We start from the raw sequence: 16,387 nt of genomic DNA, 5'->3' as shown, positions 1-16,387 counted from the left end.
TGGTGTCAAGGGGCGGGTGGCAGGCGCCGGGCGATCTCGGCCACCAGCTGGCGCGCCAGCAGGGACTTGGCGGCGTGCGGCAACTCCTGGGTGCCGGACTCGTCGATCAGCAGCAGGGCATTGTCATCCCGCCCAAAGGTTGCGGGACCGATATTGCCCACCAGCAGCGGCACCTGCTTGCGCAGGCGCTTGGCGCTGGCGTGCTGCAGCAGGTCATGGCTTTCGGCGGCGAAGCCCACGCAGTACAGCCGGCCGCTGCGTGCGGGCTCGGACTGCGCGGCGGCCGCCAGGATGTCGGGGTTCTCGACGAAGGTCAGCGTGGGGGTCTGGCCCGAGCCGTCCTTCTTGATCTTCTGGTCTGACGCCGTGGCCGGGCGCCAGTCGGCCACGGCCGCCGTGGCGATGAACACGCCAGCCTGGGGCAGTTGCTGCTGCACGGCATCGAACATCTGCTGCGCCGATTGCACGTCGATGCGCTGCACGCCGCGCGGCGTGCGCAGGTGCACGGGCCCGGCCACCAGGGTCACCTGGGCGCCCGCCTCGCGTGCGGCGCGCGCAATGGCAAAGCCCATCTTTCCGCTGGAATGGTTGGTAATGCCGCGCACCGGGTCGATGGCCTCGAAGGTCGGGCCCGCCGTGACCAGCACCTGGCGGCCCTGCAGCAGCTTGGGCGTGAAGAAGGCGGCCAGCTCCTCCATGATTTCCTCGGGCTCGAGCATGCGGCCGTCGCCCACCTCGCCACAGGCCTGGTCGCCCGTTCCCACGCCCAGCACCAGTGCGCCGTCGGCGGCCACCTGCGCCAGGTTGCGCTGCGTGGCCGGGTGTGCCCACATCTCGCGGTTCATGGCCGGAGCCAACAGCAGGGGCACGCGGTCCATGGGGCGCGCCAGGCACATCAGGCTCAGCAACTCGTCGGAGCGGCCCTGCACCAGGCGCGCGATGAAGTCGGCGCTGCAGGGCGCGATCAGCATCGCGTCGGCCTCGCGGCTGAGGTTGATGTGGGGCATGTTGTTGGGCTCGCGCGCGTCCCACTGCGATCCGTAGACGGGGCGGCCCGACAGCGCCTGCATGGTCACCGACGTGATGAACTGCTCGGCCGCCTCGGTCATCACCACCTGCACGGTGGCCCCGGCCTGTACCAGCAGGCGCACCAGCTGGGCAGATTTGTAACAAGCCACGCCTCCGGAGAGGCCGAGCACCAGATGTTTACCAGCGAACACTTCAGTCATGGCGCGCAATTTAGCAGAGCCGCAACGTCCGAGCAGCCCCGCGCGGCGCGGCGAATTCGGCGGCGCATCTATAATCCTGCTTTACCACCACCAATAAAAGACATGACCAAATTTGTCTTCGTCACAGGCGGTGTGGTGTCTTCCCTGGGCAAGGGAATCGCCTCAGCCTCCCTTGCTGCGATCCTCGAATCGCGCGGCCTCAAAGTCACTCTCATCAAGCTGGACCCGTACATCAACGTGGACCCGGGCACCATGTCGCCCTTCCAGCACGGTGAAGTGTTCGTGACCGACGATGGCGCAGAGACCGATCTGGACCTGGGCCACTACGAGCGTTTCATCGAAACGCGCATGAAGCAGTCCAACAACTTCACCACCGGCCGCATCTACCAGAGCGTTCTGGAGAAGGAGCGCCGCGGCGACTACCTGGGCAAGACCGTGCAGGTGATCCCTCACGTGACCAATGAAATCCAGGAGTACATCAAGCGCGGCGCCGGCATCGGCACGCCGGATGCCGTGGATGTGGCCATCTGCGAAGTCGGCGGCACGGTGGGCGACATCGAGTCCCTGCCCTTCCTCGAAGCCGTGCGCCAGCTGGCCCTCAAGCAGGGCCCCAACAACACGGCCTTCGTGCACCTGACCTACCTGCCCTGGATCGCCACGGCTGGCGAGCTCAAGACCAAGCCCACGCAGCACACCGTACAGAAGCTGCGCGAGATCGGCATCCAGCCCGACGCCCTGCTGTGCCGCGCCCAGCACCGCGTGCCGGACGAGGAAAAGGAAAAGATCTCGCTGTTCACCAACGTTCCCGAATGGGGCGTGATCTCCATGTGGGACGTGGACACCATCTACAAGGTGCCCCGCATGCTGCACGAGCAGGGCCTGGACGGCCTGATCTGCGACAAGCTGCGCCTGAACACGCCGCCCACCAACCTCAAGCGCTGGGATGACCTGGTCCACGAGACCGAGCACCCGCAGGGCGAGGTCAAGATCGCCATGGTCGGCAAGTACGTCGAGCTGTCGGACGCCTACAAGTCCGTCAACGAGGCACTCAAGCACGCCGGCATGCAAAGCCATGTAGCCGTGAAGATCACCCATGTGGACTCCGAGACCATCAGCGACGCCAATGCGCGCGACAAGCTCTCGCAGTACGACGCCATCCTCGTGCCCGGCGGCTTCGGCTCGCGCGGCGTGGAAGGCAAGATCTCCACGGCCCGCTACGCCCGCGAAAACAAGGTGCCCTACCTGGGCATCTGCCTGGGCATGCAGGTGGCCACCATCGAATACGCCCGCCATGTGGCCGGCCTCGAAGGCGCCAACTCCACCGAGTTCGACCCCAAGTCCGCCAACCCCGTGATCGCCCTGATCACCGAGTGGAAGGATGCCGACGGCACGGTCAAGACCCGCGACGAGAACTCCGACCTGGGCGGCACCATGCGCCTGGGCGCGCAGTCCTCCGACGTGCAGGCCGGCACGCTGGCCCACAGCATCTACGGTGACGTGGTCACCGAGCGCCACCGCCATCGCTACGAAGCCAACGTCCAGTATCTGGACCAGCTGCGCGAAGCGGGCCTGGTGATCTCGGCGCTGACCCAGCGTGAGCAGCTGACCGAGATCGTCGAACTTCCCAAGGAAGTTCACCCCTGGTACATCGGCGTGCAGTTCCACCCCGAGTTCAAGTCCACGCCGTGGAGCGGCCACCCGCTGTTCAATGCCTTCGTGAAGGCTGCGATCGAGCGCCAGAAGGCACCGCGCAAGTCCTGAGCCCCGCAACGCCGCCCACCATTTCCCAAGGAATTCCCACCATGAAACTCTGCGGCTTCGACGTCGGCCTCGACCGGCGCTTCTTTCTCATTGCAGGCCCCTGCGTCGTCGAGTCCGAACAGCTGCAGATGGACGTGGCGGGGCAGCTCAAGGAAATCACGGCGGCCCTGGGCATCCACTTCATCTTCAAGAGCAGCTACGACAAGGCCAACCGCAGCTCGGGCGCCAGCTTTCGCGGCCCGGGCATGGACAAGGGCTTGGAGATCCTCGCCAAGGTGAAGAAGGACCTGCAGGTCCCCATCCTGACCGACGTGCACACCGAGTCCGAAATCCCGGCCGTGTCCCAGGTCGTGGACGTGCTGCAGACGCCGGCCTTCCTGTGCCGCCAGACCGACTTCATCCGTGCCGTGGCCCAGTCGGGCCGGCCGGTGAACATCAAGAAGGGCCAGTTCCTGGCCCCGCATGACATGAAGAATGTCATCGACAAGGCCCGCGCCGCCGCCAAGGAGGCCGGCCTGCCCGAGGACAGCTTCATGGCCTGCGAGCGCGGCGCCAGCTTCGGCTACAACAATCTGGTCTCGGACATGCGCAGCCTGTCCATCATGCGCGAGACCGGTGCGCCCGTTGTCTTCGATGCCACGCACAGCGTGCAGCTGCCCGGCGGCAACGGCACCAGCAGCGGCGGCATGCGCGAGATGGTGCCCGTGCTCTCGCGTGCGGCCGTGGCCGTGGGCGTGGCCGGACTGTTCATGGAAACCCATCCCAATCCTCCCTGCGCCCTCAGCGACGGCCCCAACGCCGTGCCACTCAAGCACATGAAGGCCCTGCTCGAAACCCTGGTCGCGCTCGACGACGTGACCAAGAAGAACGGCTTCCTCGAAAACGATTTTGGAGTCTGACCCATGGCCAGCGGCTACATCATTGCGTCCGTCACCGTCACCAAGCCCGAGCAGTACGAGGAGTACCGCAAGTGGAGCACCGAGGCCATGCGCGCGCATGGTGCCGAAGTCTGCGTGCGCGGCGGCAAGGTCGAAGTGCTCGAAGGCGACTGGAATCCCGGCCGCACCGTGATCCTCAAGTTCCCCAGCTTCGAGGCCGCCAAGGCTTTCTACGACACGCCCGAATACCTGCGTGCCCGCGAAGCCCGCGAAGGCGCGGCCATCATGCGCATGGTCTGCGTCGAGGGCGTCTGACCGCGGCCAGCGATACCCGGCCCGTCAAGAGCGCAGCGCATACAAAGCCATCCACCCAATTTGTGCACAATGGCCGCCGCCCGATCGCAGATACTGCGCCGCGGAGCATGGCCGTGCACGGTGGCGCGGCAGCCTGCCACGCCACCGACCACCCATACCGCTTGCCCGGCAAGCACCAGGGCGCAACCTCACCGGAACCCGCCTGCACACCGATTTCAAAAACCGCAAAGGAAATGCCATGAGTGCAATCGTTGACATCGTAGGCCGCGAAGTGCTGGACAGCCGCGGCAACCCCACCGTCGAGTGCGACGTGCTGCTGGAATCGGGCGTGATGGGCCGCGCGGCCGTGCCTTCGGGCGCGTCCACCGGCTCGCGCGAAGCCATCGAGCTGCGTGACGGCGACAAGAGCCGCTACCTGGGCAAGGGCGTGCTCAAGGCCGTCGAGCACATCAACACCGAGATCTCCGAAGCCGTACTGGGCCTGGACGCCTCCGAGCAGGCCTTCCTGGACAAGACCCTGATCGACCTGGACGGCACGGACAACAAGGGCCGCCTGGGCGCCAACGCCATGCTGGCCGTCTCCATGGCCGTGGCCCGCGCCGCTGCCGAAGAGGCCGGCCTGCCGCTGTACCGCTACCTGGGCGGCATGGGCGGCATGCAGCTGCCCGTGCCGATGATGAACGTCATCAACGGCGGCGCGCACGCCAACAACAGCCTGGACCTGCAGGAATTCATGATCATCCCCGTGGGCGCGCCTTCGTTCCGCGAAGCCGTGCGCTGGGGCGCCGAAGTCTTCCACGCGCTCAAGAAGATCATCCACGACAAGGGCATGAGCACGGCCGTGGGCGACGAAGGCGGTTTTGCGCCTTCCGTGGAAAACCACGAAGCCGCCATCCAGCTGATCCTGCAGGCCATCGAGAACGCAGGCTACAAGGCCGGCGAACAGATCGCCCTGGGCCTGGACTGCGCCGCCAGCGAGTTCTACAAGGACGGCATGTACGTGCTGGCCGGTGAAGGCAACCTGACGCTGACCGCCACCCAGTGGACCGACATGCTGGCCGGCTGGTGCGACAAGTACCCCATCATCTCCATCGAGGACGGCATGGCCGAAGGCGACTGGGATGGCTGGAAGATCCTGACCGACCGCCTGGCCGCCAAGGTCCAGCTGGTGGGCGACGACCTGTTCGTCACCAACACCAAGATCCTGAAGGAAGGCATCGACAAGAAGATCGCCAACTCCATCCTGATCAAGATCAACCAGATCGGCACGCTGACCGAAACCTTCGCCGCCATCGAAATGGCCAAGCGCGCAGGCTACACGGCCGTGATCTCGCACCGCTCGGGTGAAACCGAGGATTCGACGATTGCCGACATCTCCGTGGGCACCAACGCAGGCCAGATCAAGACCGGCTCGCTGAGCCGTTCGGACCGCATCGCCAAGTACAACCAGCTGCTGCGCATCGAGGAAGACCTGGGTGACATCGCCCACTACCCCGGCCGCGAGGCTTTCTACAACCTGCGCTGAAAAGCGTTAGGCTTGCAAGCCATCGGGCCTGCAAGCCTTTTTCCTGTCAGCGATATCTGCCCCCATGGTCAACCGCGTCGTCCCCATTGTCCTGCTCGCCCTGCTGGCTGCCGTGCACGCGCAGCTGTGGCTGGGCCACGGCAGCGTGGCCTACGTCAAGGAACTGCAGCAGCAGATCCACGACCAGAACGTGGCCAACGCGCTGGAAAAAGCCGAGAATGACCGCCTGGCCTCCGAGGTCAACGACCTCAAGGACGGCCTGGCCATGGTCGAGGAGAAGGCCCGCAGCGAACTGGGCATGGTCAAGCCCAACGAGATCTTCGTGCAGATCGTGCGGCGCTGAGGATTGGGATTTCCTGCACCAAGGCCGGCTTCATGCCGGCCTTGTGTTTTTGCAACAAGGCGCCTGCGCCCCTTGCCCGGGCCTGCGCGCAAGCCGAGACAGGTACTTGGACACAGACCGCTTGCCCCCGCCCCCGGTGATTCTTCTGGGATCGCCACCCGCGCTAGCGCTTTCCATGGCCCATGCACTGCGCCAGGCCTGGCGGCACCACGGAGCATCTCCTGCCGACTGGCAATGCCTGGCGGCCGAGCCGGGGCAGTCGCTGCCGGAACATGGGGCCGTCTACCTGCTCGGACTGGATTGGAGAGCCTCCGTCACCGAGCACGAAGGGGTGAGCGATGGCCCTGCCGCACAGCTCCAGCATTGGCGCGACCAATTGCAAAGCCAGTCACGCGACTACGTGGTGCTCTACGGCAATACCGCCCGGCAATGGCAACAGCTGGCCGAGTCGCTCAGGCTCAAGGCTCCGCAAATGGACTGGTCCTGGCTGCCCGCAAGCCCCGCGCAAGGCAGCGCGCGCCTTCGCCCCTACGGCTGCGAGCAATGCAGCGACCCGGACTGCGAGCGGCGATTGTTCGACGCGCTGCGCAGCGGGCGAGACTGAAGCCGGGCGTATTTACTGGACGTTCGTCGAGGTCGGCGGCTGCTTGCCGGCCTCGGTGAACAGCTGGGCTGCGTCGATGGGATCGAATTCGTACTGCTTGCCGCAGAAGTCACAGCCCACCTCGATGCTGCCGCGCTCCTCCAGGATGCTCTCCACCTCTTCGGAGCCCAGCGACACCAGCATGGACGCCACACGGTCACGGCTGCAGGTGCACGCAAAGCGCGGATGCTCCTCGTCCTGCTGGGGCACGAAGCGCATCAGCTTCTCTTCCCAGAACAGGCGGCGCAGTATGGTCTCCACATCCAGCGTGAGCAGCTCGTCGCGCGTGAGGCTGGAGGCCAGCGTGGCGATACGGTTGTAGTCCTCGTTCAGCCCGATGGCATCCTGGCCCGACTGCTCGCTTTCGGTGGCAGCGGCCAGGTTGGCCTCACCCTTGACCGGCATGCGCTGGATCAGCAGGCCGGCGGCCACCTGGTCGTCGGCCGCCAGCACCAGCACGGTGTCCAGCTGTTCCGACTGCAGCATGTAGTGCTGCAGCGCATCGGACACCTTGGTGAAGCGCCGGCCCTGCGCATCCTGCAGCGGCACCACGCCCTGGTAGGGCTGCTGGCCCGGCTGGCGCCCCTTGGGGTCCAGCGTGATGGCACAGCGGCCGCCGCCGTGCACATTGAGCAGTTGTTCCAGCGTGGCGCCTTCGGGAGGGTCGCCGATCAGGGTGGCGGTGGCGCGCAGGCCGAAATCGGACTGCACCTCGGCCACAGCCAGCTTGACCGGGCCATCGCCCATGACCTGGAAGACCAGGGCGCCGTTGAACTTGATATTGGACTGCATGAGCACGCCCGCAGCCGCCATTTCTCCCAGCAGTTCGCTCACGGCAGCGGGGTAGGCGCCGGTCTCGCCGTTGCCCGCGCGGCGCTGCAGGATTTCCTGCCAGGCATCGGTGAGGCGAACGATGGAGCCGCGCACGGGCAGGCCTTCGAAGATGAATTTATGCAGTTCAGACACGCTGATGGATTCCGTAAAAAAGTGCCGGGCCTCGCTCAGCCCAGCTTGCGCAGCCCGGTCTTGAACCGTCGCGCATTGTCGACATAGTGTTGGGCGCTGCGGCGCAAGCCCTCGATCTGCTCGGGCGTCAATTGGCGCACGGCCTTGGCCGGGCTGCCGATGATCATCGAGCCATCGGGAAATTCCTTGCCTTCGGTGATGAGGGCGCCTGCGCCGACCAGGCAGTTGCGGCCGACCTTCGCGCCGTTGAGCACCACGGCACCGATGCCTATCAGCGACTCGTCGCCAATGGTGCAGCCATGCAGCATGACCTGGTGGCCCACGGTCACGTGGCGCCCCACGACCAGCGGCTTGCCCAGGTCGGCATGCAGCACGCTGGCGTCCTGGATGTTGCTGCCCTCACCGATGGTGATGCTCTCGCAGTCGCCGCGCAGCACGGCGCCGAACCAGATGCTGGCGTCTTCGGCCAGCTGCACATTGCCCACCACTTCGGCGCTGTCGGCCACCCAGGCCGACGCCGCCACTTCAGGGGCCACTCCATCCAGTTCATAGATCGCCATGGGTCTTTGTCTCCGTCAATTATTGGTGATGGCAGGAAACCTAGAATTGTAGGGATGGAGTTACGTCACCGCGCCCTTGAGGTCTTGTGCCTCACGGACCCCGAAGAAAAGGCCGCCGCCGCGTTGGACATGTATGCGCGGCAGGCGCTTTATTCAATAGCACCGCAGGCACCGGCCCTGCCGGATCCCGCGCCGGACCTGCCGGGCCGCCCGCTGCGGCCCGAGCTGCGCCACCACACCGCCGTTGCAAGGCGTTCGCCGGCGACGCCGGAAGGCCGGGCCGTGCTGATCCACGCCATAGCCCACATCGAGTTCAACGCCATCAATCTGGCGCTGGACGCCGTCTGGCGCTTTGACGGCATGCCGCAGCAGTACTACCTGGACTGGCTGCAGGTGGCCGCCGAGGAGGCCAAGCACTTTCGCCTGCTGCGCGAGCATCTGCGCGCGCACCTGGGCCACGACTACGGCGATTTCCCGGCCCACCAGGGCCTGTGGACCATGTGCGAGAAGACCGCCCATGACGTGGTGGCCCGCATGGCCCTGGTGCCGCGCACGCTGGAGGCACGAGGCCTGGACGCCACGCCCCAGATCCAGAACAAGCTGCGCAACACGCGTGCGCCCGATGCGCTGGCGGCGGTGGACATCCTCGACATCATCCTGCGCGAGGAAGTGGGCCACGTGGCCATAGGCAATCATTGGTACCGCTGGCTGTGCGAGCGCGAAGGCCTGGAGCCCGAGGCCCACTACCAGGCGCTGACCCTGCGCTACGAGGCGCCGCGCCTGCGCCCGCCCTTCAACGAACGCGCACGCCGCGCCGCAGGCTTCACCGATACTGAACTGGCCTGGTTGCAGCAGGTCTGAAGAAAGCCTGCCTGCGCCGTGCGGACAGGCCCAGGCCGCTCGTGAAGCCACACAATGGTTTACAAACTAGGATGGGTCCGACTCCGCAATCGGACTTGTCCCAGCAGACACTGCCTGTCGGCATATTTATTCAGAACATTCCTACAATCAGATCTGCTGCTTCCCGTGTCCCTTCGACCGAACACTCCATGACCGAATTGCCTGTCCATCTCTTCAACGATGCCCCTGTGGCCAGCCCCGCGTCCACGGATCGGGGAATGATTGCGCGCCAGGCCATCGTCAACGGGGTGCAGCAGATCATCGGCTATGAGCTTTTCAACCGTTCGCGCGCCTACCCGGACCATACGGCGGCCTCGGATGTGTCCCTGGTGTTCACGGCCCTGTCGCATGCGGGCGAAGAAGATCTGGTTGGCACCAAGCTGATGTTCGTCAACTGCACGCATGAAAGCCTGGCCGGCGGGCATCTGGAGCTGCTCAACCCCGACAAGGTGGTGCTGGAGATACCGCCGCTGGGCCTGGCCGCCCAGCAGGAGGTACAGGCCCGCCTGCCCATCCTCAGCAATCTGCGCGCACGCGGTTTCAACCTGGCCTTCAATCACACGGTGCTGGAGTCCGCCTATGCAGCCTGGCTGCCCCTGGCCGACTACATCAAGTTCGACCTGTCCGTGCTGGCCCCTGACCAGTTGGCCGTGCTGGTCAATTTTGCCGGCCGCCACACGCGCGCCGAGCTGATCGCCGAGAAGGTGGAAAGCGCCCAGCAGCATGAGCAGGTGGGCCGCCTGGGCATACAGCTGTTCCAGGGCTTCTGGTTCGCGCGGCCCACGGTGGTGCGCACCAAGCTGCTGTCGCCCTCGCAGCAAAGCATTGTCCAGCTGCTGAATCTGGTGCGCCAGCAGGCCAGCACAGATGCCATCGAGGATGTGCTCAAGAAGGATGCGGGCCTGGCTTTCAACCTGATGCGCCTGATCAATTCCGTGGGCTTCGGCGTGCAGCGCGAGATCACCTCGTTCCGCCAGGCCGTGATGCTCATGGGCCTCAAGAAGCTGTTCCGCTGGGCGGCCATGCTGCTGACCGCATCGCGCAACGGCGGCCCGCCGCCGGCCATCGGCCAGACCGCCGTGATCCGCGGGCGACTGATGGAGCTGCTGGCCCAGGAATCGCTGAGCGAGGAAGACTCCGACCAGGCCTTTGTCGTCGGCATCTTCTCGCTGCTGGGCAGCATGCTGGACCTGCCGCAGGACGTGGCCATGAGCCTGATCCCCGTGCCCGACGCCGTCTCCGCCGCCGTGCTGCGCCACGAAGGCGTGCTGGGCGAGCTGCTGATCCTGGCCCAGGCCTGCGAAGCCAGCGACGATGCAGCCTTCCACCGCAGCGCAGGCGCGCTGCGCCTGAGCAGCCAGCAGATCAACTGGGCCCATCTGCAGGCCCTGGCCTGGACCGACCAACTGGCAGACAGCTCGCTATAGCTATAAGCTATAGAACGCCATCGAAAGCCATCGCTCATCCATCTTTCTCAGCTTCCAAATGACTACCAACGACAACTCCTCCGCTCCGCCGCCCCCCCTGCCAGCCGGGGTGGAGGACGGGCAGGTGGCCGTCATTGCGCGCCAGGCCATCGTCAACGAGGCGCGCGATGTCTTCGGCTATGAGCTTTTCGACCGCTCCACGGCCCAGCATGCGCACACGGCTGCCTCCGATGCCGCCCTGCTCTTCAATGCGCTGTCGTATGCGGGCGCCGAAGCGCTGGTGGGCAAGAAGACAGTCTTCATCAACTGCACGCATGACAGCCTGGCCGGCGGCCACCTGGAACTGATCCACCCCGACAAGGTGGTGCTGGAGGTGCCCACGCTGGGCGAGAACGCCACGGCTGCCGATATCGAGGAACGCCTGCCCACCTTCCAGGCCCTGCGCCAGCGCGGCTTCCGCCTGGCCTTCAACCAGCACCTGCTGCGCCGCGCCTATGCCAGCTGGCTGCCTGCGGCCGCCTTCATCAAGCTGGACATGCAGACCTTCGCACTGGCCGATGCCGAGACCCTGGTGAAGTTCGCGCGCGCCCATACCAATGCCCAGATCGTGGCCGAAAAGGTCGAGACCTCCGAGCAGTTCGAGCGCATGCGCGACCTGGGCGTGCGGCTGTTCCAGGGCTTCTGGTTCGCCCAGCCGCAACTCGTGCAGGCGCGCACCATCCGCCCCACGCAGGCCACCATCATCCAGCTGATCAATCTGGTGCGCCAGCAGGCCAGCACGGACGAGATCGAAGCCCTGCTCAAGAAGGATCCCACGCTGTCCTTCAACCTGCTGCGCTTCATCAACTCCTCGGGCTTCGGCCTGTCGTGCGAGATCACCTCGTTCCGCCACGCGGTGATGATCCTGGGCCTCAAGAAGCTGTTCCGCTGGGCGGCCCTGCTTTTGACCACTTCGCGCGCGGGCGGCACGCCGCCGGCCGTGGGCCAGACCGCCGTGGTGCGCGGGCGCCTGATGGAGTTGCTGACGGCCGAGCTGCTCTCGCCCGAGGAGTGCGACAACGCCTTCGTGGTCGGCGTGTTCTCGCTGCTGGACGTGATGCTGGGCCAGCCCATGGAAAAGGCGCTGGAGTCCATCGCCCTGCCCCAGCCCGTGATCGATGCGCTGGTGCACAACAAGGGCGTGTTCGCGCCCTTCCTGGAGTTGACGCGTGCCTGCGAAAGCGGCGATGACGAAGGCTTCGCGCGCGCAGCCAATGCACTGCAGCTGTCCAACCACCAGGTCAACTGGGCGCATCTGCAGGCCCTGGCCTGGGCCGACAATCTCACGGCGGACGAGCCCATGGCATAGGCGGGCCCTGCACATCCGGCACCAAAGACAAAGGGCTTGCGGCCATGACGGCTGCAAGCCCTTTTTGCATGGGCGCCGGTGGCGCCCTGCGCTCCATCAATTGAGCTTGATGCCGGCTGCGCGAATGATGCGCGCGTTGGACTGGGACTCGGCCTCGATCTGGCGTGCAAAGTCCTCGGCCTTGCCGCCCATGGCCACGTTGTCGGTGGCCTCCAGCTTGGCGCGCATGTCCGGCTGGGCCAGCACCTGGTTGATCTCGGCATTGAGCTTTTGCAGCACGGGCGCAGGCGTTCCAGCGGGCGCGAAGATGCCGAACACCGAGGTCATGTTGGCGCTCTTGTAGCCCAGTTCGGCCAGCGTGGGAACGCCGGGCAGCGACTCCAGGCGCTGGGGTGCGCCCACGGCCAGGGCCTTGAACTTGCCCGCCTTGATGTGCTGCAAAACGGCCGGGCCGGCATTGGTGGACAGCACTTCGAACTGCGCGCTCAGGCCGTCATTGAGCTGCTGCCCGCCGCCCTTGTAGGGAATGTGCGTGATCCGGACCTGCGAGGCATGCATGATCTGCTCGAGCATGATGTGGCCCAGCGAGGCCAGGCCGGCCGTGGCCCAGCGCACTTCGCCGGGCTGCGCCTTGGCCTGGGCCACCAGCGCATTGAAGTCGGCCGCCGTGGAGCGGGCCGTGCCCAGCAGCAGCACGGGCGAGTACATCACGCTGGTCACGGGCACCAGGTCGCGCTGCGGATCGAACAGGGGCTTGCCCAGGTGCGGGCTCAGCGTCAGCGGGCTGATGGAGGAAAAGCCCAGCGTGTAGCCATCGGGTGCGGCCTTGGCCACCAGGTCCAGGCCGATGGCGCCGCCGGCGCCGGCCTTGTTGTCCACCACCACGGGCTGGCCCAGGCGGGCGGCCAGCTTCTCGCCCAGGGCGCGGGCCACCACATCGCTGACGCCGCCGGCCGGGTAGGAAACCACCACGCGGATGGGCCGGCTGGGCCAGGCCGCATCGGCAGCCGACGCAGACATCGGCAGGGCCGCGGCAGCCACCGTCGCCGCCAGCATGGAAGTCACCAGCACATGCCGGCGCAGGAAATCAGTCATCGAGAACTCCGCAGAAACACATCGAACACGGCGGTGATTGTTGTGCAAAGCACATATCCCCGAGGCGGGCTTTGCCACTTCGACGGTTTCAACGCCAGAAATAGGCAATCCGGCGAACCGACCACATCCAATCAACCACGCGGATGGTGCAAAGCGTGCAGCGCCTTGAGCCGCTCGCGCGCCACATGGGTGTAGATGGTGGTGGTGGAAATATCGGCATGGCCCAGCAGCATCTGCACCACGCGCAGGTCAGCGCCGTGGTTGAGCAAATGCGTGGCGAAGGCATGGCGCAGCGTGTGCGGCGACAGCGGTGCCGCAATGCCGGCCATCTGCGCACAGCGCTTGACGATGACCCAGAACATCACGCGGCTCATCGCAGCCCCTCGCTGGGTCACGAAGACCGCATCGCTGCGCTGCCCGCCCAGGATGGCACCGCGCGCCGTGGCCAGATAGCGCTCCAGCCACCAATGTGCCTCCTGGCCGAAAGGCACCAGTCTTTCCTTTTGCCCCTTGCCGGTCACGCGCAGCACGCCCGAGCGCAGATCGATGCCATGCATCGGCAGATCCACCAGCTCGCTCACGCGCAGGCCGCTGGCGTACATCAGCTCCAGCATGGCGCGGTCACGCAGGCCCAGCGGCGTATCGACATCGGGCGCCTTGAGCAGCGCCTCCACCTGAGCCTGCGTCAGCGTATGCGGCACGCGCGGCGGCTGCCGTGCCGCCAGCATGCGCACCGTGGGATCGGCCGCAATGCGCTGCTCGCGCAGCGCCCAGTGGTAGTAGCGGCGCAGCACCGTCAACCGCCGGTTGGAAGAACTGGCCTTGGTCTGCTCCACGCGCACCGCGAAATAGCCCTGCAGTTCCAGCTCGCCCGCCGCATCCAGCGCCAGCGGCGGCCGCTGGTGCGCCAGCCACCGCCCCCAGGCCGTCAGATCGCGGCGGTAGGCCGCCAGCGTATTGCGCGACAGCCCGTCTTCCAGCAGCAGCGCATCCATGAACAGGTCCAGCGCATCCAGGCTGGCCGGCAGCGGCGCGGGCCAGGATGCAGGATCGGCAGCAGGTTCGGCTTCGGCAACCGAGGGGGACACGATGGAAGCGGCAGGCACTTGGGACATCCCATCAAGCCTACAACGAAAAAAACCCGAGGTCCGCAAGGAGCCTCGGGTTCTGATCCAACCGCTCTGGGCGGTGCTTACTCCAGCGTGAGTTTTTGCTGGGCAACCACCTTCTTGTAGGTCTCGTACTCTTCCTTGATCTGCTTGGCGAACTCTTCAGGCGAGTTGCCGATGACCAGGGAGCCCGTGTCCTCGATGCGCTTGCGCACGGCCGGGTCCTGCAGCACCTTGCGCACGGCGGCGTTGATCTTGTCCACCACATCCTTGGGCATGTTCTTGGGGCCCAGGATGCCGTAGTAGGCCATGCGGTTCACCGGCTCCAGGCCCACTTCCTTGAAGGTGGGCACATTGGGCAGCACGGCCAGGCGCTGGGGCGCGGCCACCACGATGGGCACCAGGCGGTTGTCCTTGATGAACGGCAGGGCCGAGGGCAGGTTGTCCAGCACCATGGGCACCTGGCCCGCCACCACGTCGTTGAGCGCAGGGCCCGCGCCGCGGTAGGGGATGTGGGTGACGAAGGTGTTGGTCAGGCTCTTGTACAGCTCCATCAGCATGTGCTGGATGCCGCCCGTGCCCGAGGACGCATAGGAGTACTTGCCCTGGGACTTCTTGAGTTCGGCCTCGAAGCTCTTGTAGTCCTTGGCAGGGAACTTGGGGTTCACCGCAATCACGTTGGGCGTGGCCGCCACGTTGATGATGGGCGTGAAGTCCGTCAGCGTGTTGTAGGAGATCTTGGGGTTGATCGCGGGGTTGGTCGCCGTGGTCGAGACCGTGGCGATGCCCAGGCTGTAGCCATCGGGCTGCGAGCGCGCGGTTTCCATGGCGCCGATGACGCCACCGCCGCCGCCGCGGTTGTCCACCACCACGGGCTGGCCCAGTTCCTTGGTCAGGGGTTCGGCGATCACGCGGGCGATGATGTCGGTCGTGCCACCGGGGGCGAAGGGCACCACCAGCTTGATCGGCTTGGTGGGGTAGGCCTGGGCCAGGGCTCCGGTGCTTGCGAGGACCAGGGTCAGTCCCATCCAGCTGCGACGATTCATACAGGATCTCCTTTTGGGGGTCGTGTTGACGAAGAGGTTTTCATGGACATCCGCAAGGCCGTGCCTGCGGATGGATGGTCTGCGAAATGAAGGCTCGCAAACGCTGCCACGGAACAGCCATGTTGGGGCCTGGAGCCCGCTGCGCGCTTGACGGTCGTCAGGACCTGCGCTTTCGGATCGGCTGTGTGGACCCCAGCGATGCTAAGGCCCGGGGCCCGGTTGTCACAGTTTGTCGCAGCACTGATTTCCCGGTGTTTACCCCTAGCCTCGCGCCATGGTTTCTCGGGAGACGCGGCGACTGCGGGGTTGCGCTTATGCTCAGCCCCCGTGAACTACGCCGTGCTGCTCTTCCCCGATTTTTCGCTCATCGTGCTTGGCTACGTGCTGTGCCGCTTCACACAGCTCAATCGCACGGTATGGCAGGCGGTGGAGGCGCTGGTGTACTACCTGCTGTTCCCGGTGCTGCTGTTCCACTCCATCGTCAAGAGCCCGGTGGACTGGGGTGCCACCTCCCACTTGCTGGCCGCTGGCGTGTGTGCGGCCCTGGTCGGCATCGGCCTGGCCTACAGCCTGCCCTGGTGGCCGGGCCTGCGCGGCCGGATCGACACACGCGAGCATGCCGGCGCCGTGCAGGTGGCGTTTCGCTTCAACTCCTTCATCGGCCTGGCGCTGGCCAGCCGGCTGGCGGGGCCTGAGGGCCTGCTGTTCATCTCGGTGCTGATCGGCGTGAGCGTGCCGCTGTGCAATATCGCGGCCGTCTGGCCCATGGCGCGCGGCAGCAACCAGCATTTCCTGGGGCAACTGGTGCGCAATCCGCTGATCGTGGGCACGCTGTCGGGCCTGGTGTTCAGCGCGCTGGGGCTGAAGCTGCCCGCGCTGATCGAGCCGTCAGTCTCCCGCATAGGCGCAGCCTCCATCGCGCTGGGCCTGATGTCGGCCGGCGCCGGCATGCAGTTCGGCGCGCTGGCCGCCGGCAAGCTGCTGGCCGTGTGCCTGCTGGCCGTGCGGCATCTGGTGCAGCCGCTGATCGCCTATGCCATGGTGCGGGCATTTGGCCTCAGCGGTGCGCAGGCGCTGATCCTCATGGCCTTCTCGGCCCTGCCCACCGCATCGTCATGCTATGTGCTGGCCGCGCGCATGGGCTACAACGGCTCGTATGTGGCGGGGCTGGTCACGCTGTCCACGCTGCTGGGCGTGCTCAGCCTGCCCTTTGCGCTGAGCCTGCTGCAGTTCTGATGCCGC

Annotated in this window: 16 protein-coding genes; 10 read left to right on the top strand and 6 right to left on the bottom strand. The window is 66.0% G+C overall.

Annotated features, from left to right (window positions below):
- Window positions 1–5 precede the first annotated feature (5 nt).
- Window positions 6–1,229, bottom strand: coding sequence for a bifunctional phosphopantothenoylcysteine decarboxylase/phosphopantothenate--cysteine ligase CoaBC (gene coaBC, locus ACF8LI_RS06485; RefSeq protein ID WP_338500040.1), 1,224 nt, complete (start codon window positions 1,227–1,229; stop codon window positions 6–8).
- A 102-nt stretch (window positions 1,230–1,331) separates the two neighbouring features.
- Between coaBC and ACF8LI_RS06480 the strand changes: the two genes are divergently transcribed.
- The 6 genes from ACF8LI_RS06480 to ACF8LI_RS06455 all read left to right on the top strand — a co-directional run bounded on the left by ACF8LI_RS06480 (window position 1,332) and on the right by ACF8LI_RS06455 (window position 6,655).
- The gene (locus tag ACF8LI_RS06480; protein WP_016447642.1) at window positions 1,332–2,990 is read left to right on the top strand and encodes a CTP synthase; all 1,659 of its coding nucleotides are present in this window, start codon (window positions 1,332–1,334) and stop codon (window positions 2,988–2,990) included.
- Window positions 2,991–3,031: 41 nt separating this feature from the next.
- On the top strand, window positions 3,032–3,889 hold the full coding sequence (gene kdsA / locus ACF8LI_RS06475; RefSeq protein WP_016447643.1) for a 3-deoxy-8-phosphooctulonate synthase: 858 nt from the start codon (window positions 3,032–3,034) through the stop codon (window positions 3,887–3,889).
- A 3-nt stretch (window positions 3,890–3,892) separates the two neighbouring features.
- Entirely contained in the window at window positions 3,893–4,183 is a 291-nt protein-coding gene (locus ACF8LI_RS06470) for a DUF1330 domain-containing protein (protein WP_016447644.1), read from the top strand.
- Window positions 4,184–4,421: 238 nt separating this feature from the next.
- The gene (gene eno / locus ACF8LI_RS06465; protein ID WP_012206907.1) at window positions 4,422–5,708 is read left to right on the top strand and encodes a phosphopyruvate hydratase; all 1,287 of its coding nucleotides are present in this window, start codon (window positions 4,422–4,424) and stop codon (window positions 5,706–5,708) included.
- Between the two features lie 64 nt (window positions 5,709–5,772).
- The gene (ftsB, locus tag ACF8LI_RS06460; RefSeq protein ID WP_017404372.1) at window positions 5,773–6,051 is read left to right on the top strand and encodes a cell division protein FtsB; all 279 of its coding nucleotides are present in this window, start codon (window positions 5,773–5,775) and stop codon (window positions 6,049–6,051) included.
- Window positions 6,052–6,226: 175 nt separating this feature from the next.
- Window positions 6,227–6,655 (top strand): hypothetical protein, encoded by a 429-nt coding sequence (locus ACF8LI_RS06455; protein WP_017404371.1) that lies wholly within the window; start codon window positions 6,227–6,229, stop codon window positions 6,653–6,655.
- Window positions 6,656–6,667: 12 nt separating this feature from the next.
- On the opposite strand, the gene ACF8LI_RS06450 is transcribed toward ACF8LI_RS06455, so the two are convergent.
- Window positions 6,668–7,660 (bottom strand): Hsp33 family molecular chaperone HslO, encoded by a 993-nt coding sequence (locus tag ACF8LI_RS06450; RefSeq protein WP_017404370.1) that lies wholly within the window; start codon window positions 7,658–7,660, stop codon window positions 6,668–6,670.
- A gap of 35 nt (window positions 7,661–7,695) precedes the next feature.
- Window positions 7,696–8,220 carry a gamma carbonic anhydrase family protein gene (locus ACF8LI_RS06445; RefSeq protein WP_252652839.1) on the bottom strand — a complete coding sequence of 175 codons (525 nt, stop codon included), beginning with the start codon at window positions 8,218–8,220 and terminating at the stop codon, window positions 7,696–7,698.
- A 54-nt stretch (window positions 8,221–8,274) separates the two neighbouring features.
- On the opposite strand from ACF8LI_RS06445, the gene ACF8LI_RS06440 reads away from it, so the two are divergent.
- The 3 genes from ACF8LI_RS06440 (at window position 8,275) to ACF8LI_RS06430 (ending at window position 11,895) form a co-directional block, all read left to right on the top strand.
- The gene (locus tag ACF8LI_RS06440; protein WP_046240924.1) at window positions 8,275–9,081 is read left to right on the top strand and encodes a ferritin-like domain-containing protein; all 807 of its coding nucleotides are present in this window, start codon (window positions 8,275–8,277) and stop codon (window positions 9,079–9,081) included.
- 188 nt (window positions 9,082–9,269) lie between these two features.
- Window positions 9,270–10,547, top strand: a complete 1,278-nt coding sequence (locus ACF8LI_RS06435) for an EAL and HDOD domain-containing protein (RefSeq protein ID WP_016451246.1) — start codon at window positions 9,270–9,272, stop codon at window positions 10,545–10,547.
- 58 nt (window positions 10,548–10,605) lie between these two features.
- Window positions 10,606–11,895, top strand: coding sequence for an EAL and HDOD domain-containing protein (locus tag ACF8LI_RS06430; protein WP_016447651.1), 1,290 nt, complete (start codon window positions 10,606–10,608; stop codon window positions 11,893–11,895).
- 96 nt (window positions 11,896–11,991) lie between these two features.
- On the opposite strand, the gene ACF8LI_RS06425 is transcribed toward ACF8LI_RS06430, so the two are convergent.
- The 3 genes from ACF8LI_RS06425 to ACF8LI_RS06415 all read right to left on the bottom strand — a co-directional run bounded on the left by ACF8LI_RS06425 (window position 11,992) and on the right by ACF8LI_RS06415 (window position 15,145).
- Window positions 11,992–12,990, bottom strand: a complete 999-nt coding sequence (locus ACF8LI_RS06425; protein WP_016447652.1) for a tripartite tricarboxylate transporter substrate binding protein — start codon at window positions 12,988–12,990, stop codon at window positions 11,992–11,994.
- Window positions 12,991–13,121: 131 nt separating this feature from the next.
- Complete coding sequence (xerD, locus tag ACF8LI_RS06420) at window positions 13,122–14,105, bottom strand: site-specific tyrosine recombinase XerD (RefSeq protein ID WP_046240923.1); 984 nt, start codon at window positions 14,103–14,105, stop codon at window positions 13,122–13,124.
- 77 nt (window positions 14,106–14,182) lie between these two features.
- Window positions 14,183–15,145: a tripartite tricarboxylate transporter substrate binding protein BugE gene (locus tag ACF8LI_RS06415; RefSeq protein ID WP_016447654.1), complete on the bottom strand. Its 963-nt coding sequence runs from the start codon at window positions 15,143–15,145 to the stop codon at window positions 14,183–14,185.
- 327 nt (window positions 15,146–15,472) lie between these two features.
- Between ACF8LI_RS06415 and ACF8LI_RS06410 the strand changes: the two genes are divergently transcribed.
- Window positions 15,473–16,381, top strand: a complete 909-nt coding sequence (locus ACF8LI_RS06410; protein ID WP_252652837.1) for an AEC family transporter — start codon at window positions 15,473–15,475, stop codon at window positions 16,379–16,381.
- The last annotated feature ends 6 nt before the right edge of the window (window positions 16,382–16,387 follow it).

This window comes from Delftia sp. WSY_12, assembly GCF_043104645.1.
GTDB classification, from domain to species: Bacteria; Pseudomonadota; Gammaproteobacteria; order Burkholderiales; family Burkholderiaceae_C; genus Comamonas; species Comamonas tsuruhatensis.
This window is presented reverse-complemented; position numbering and strand designations above follow the sequence as displayed.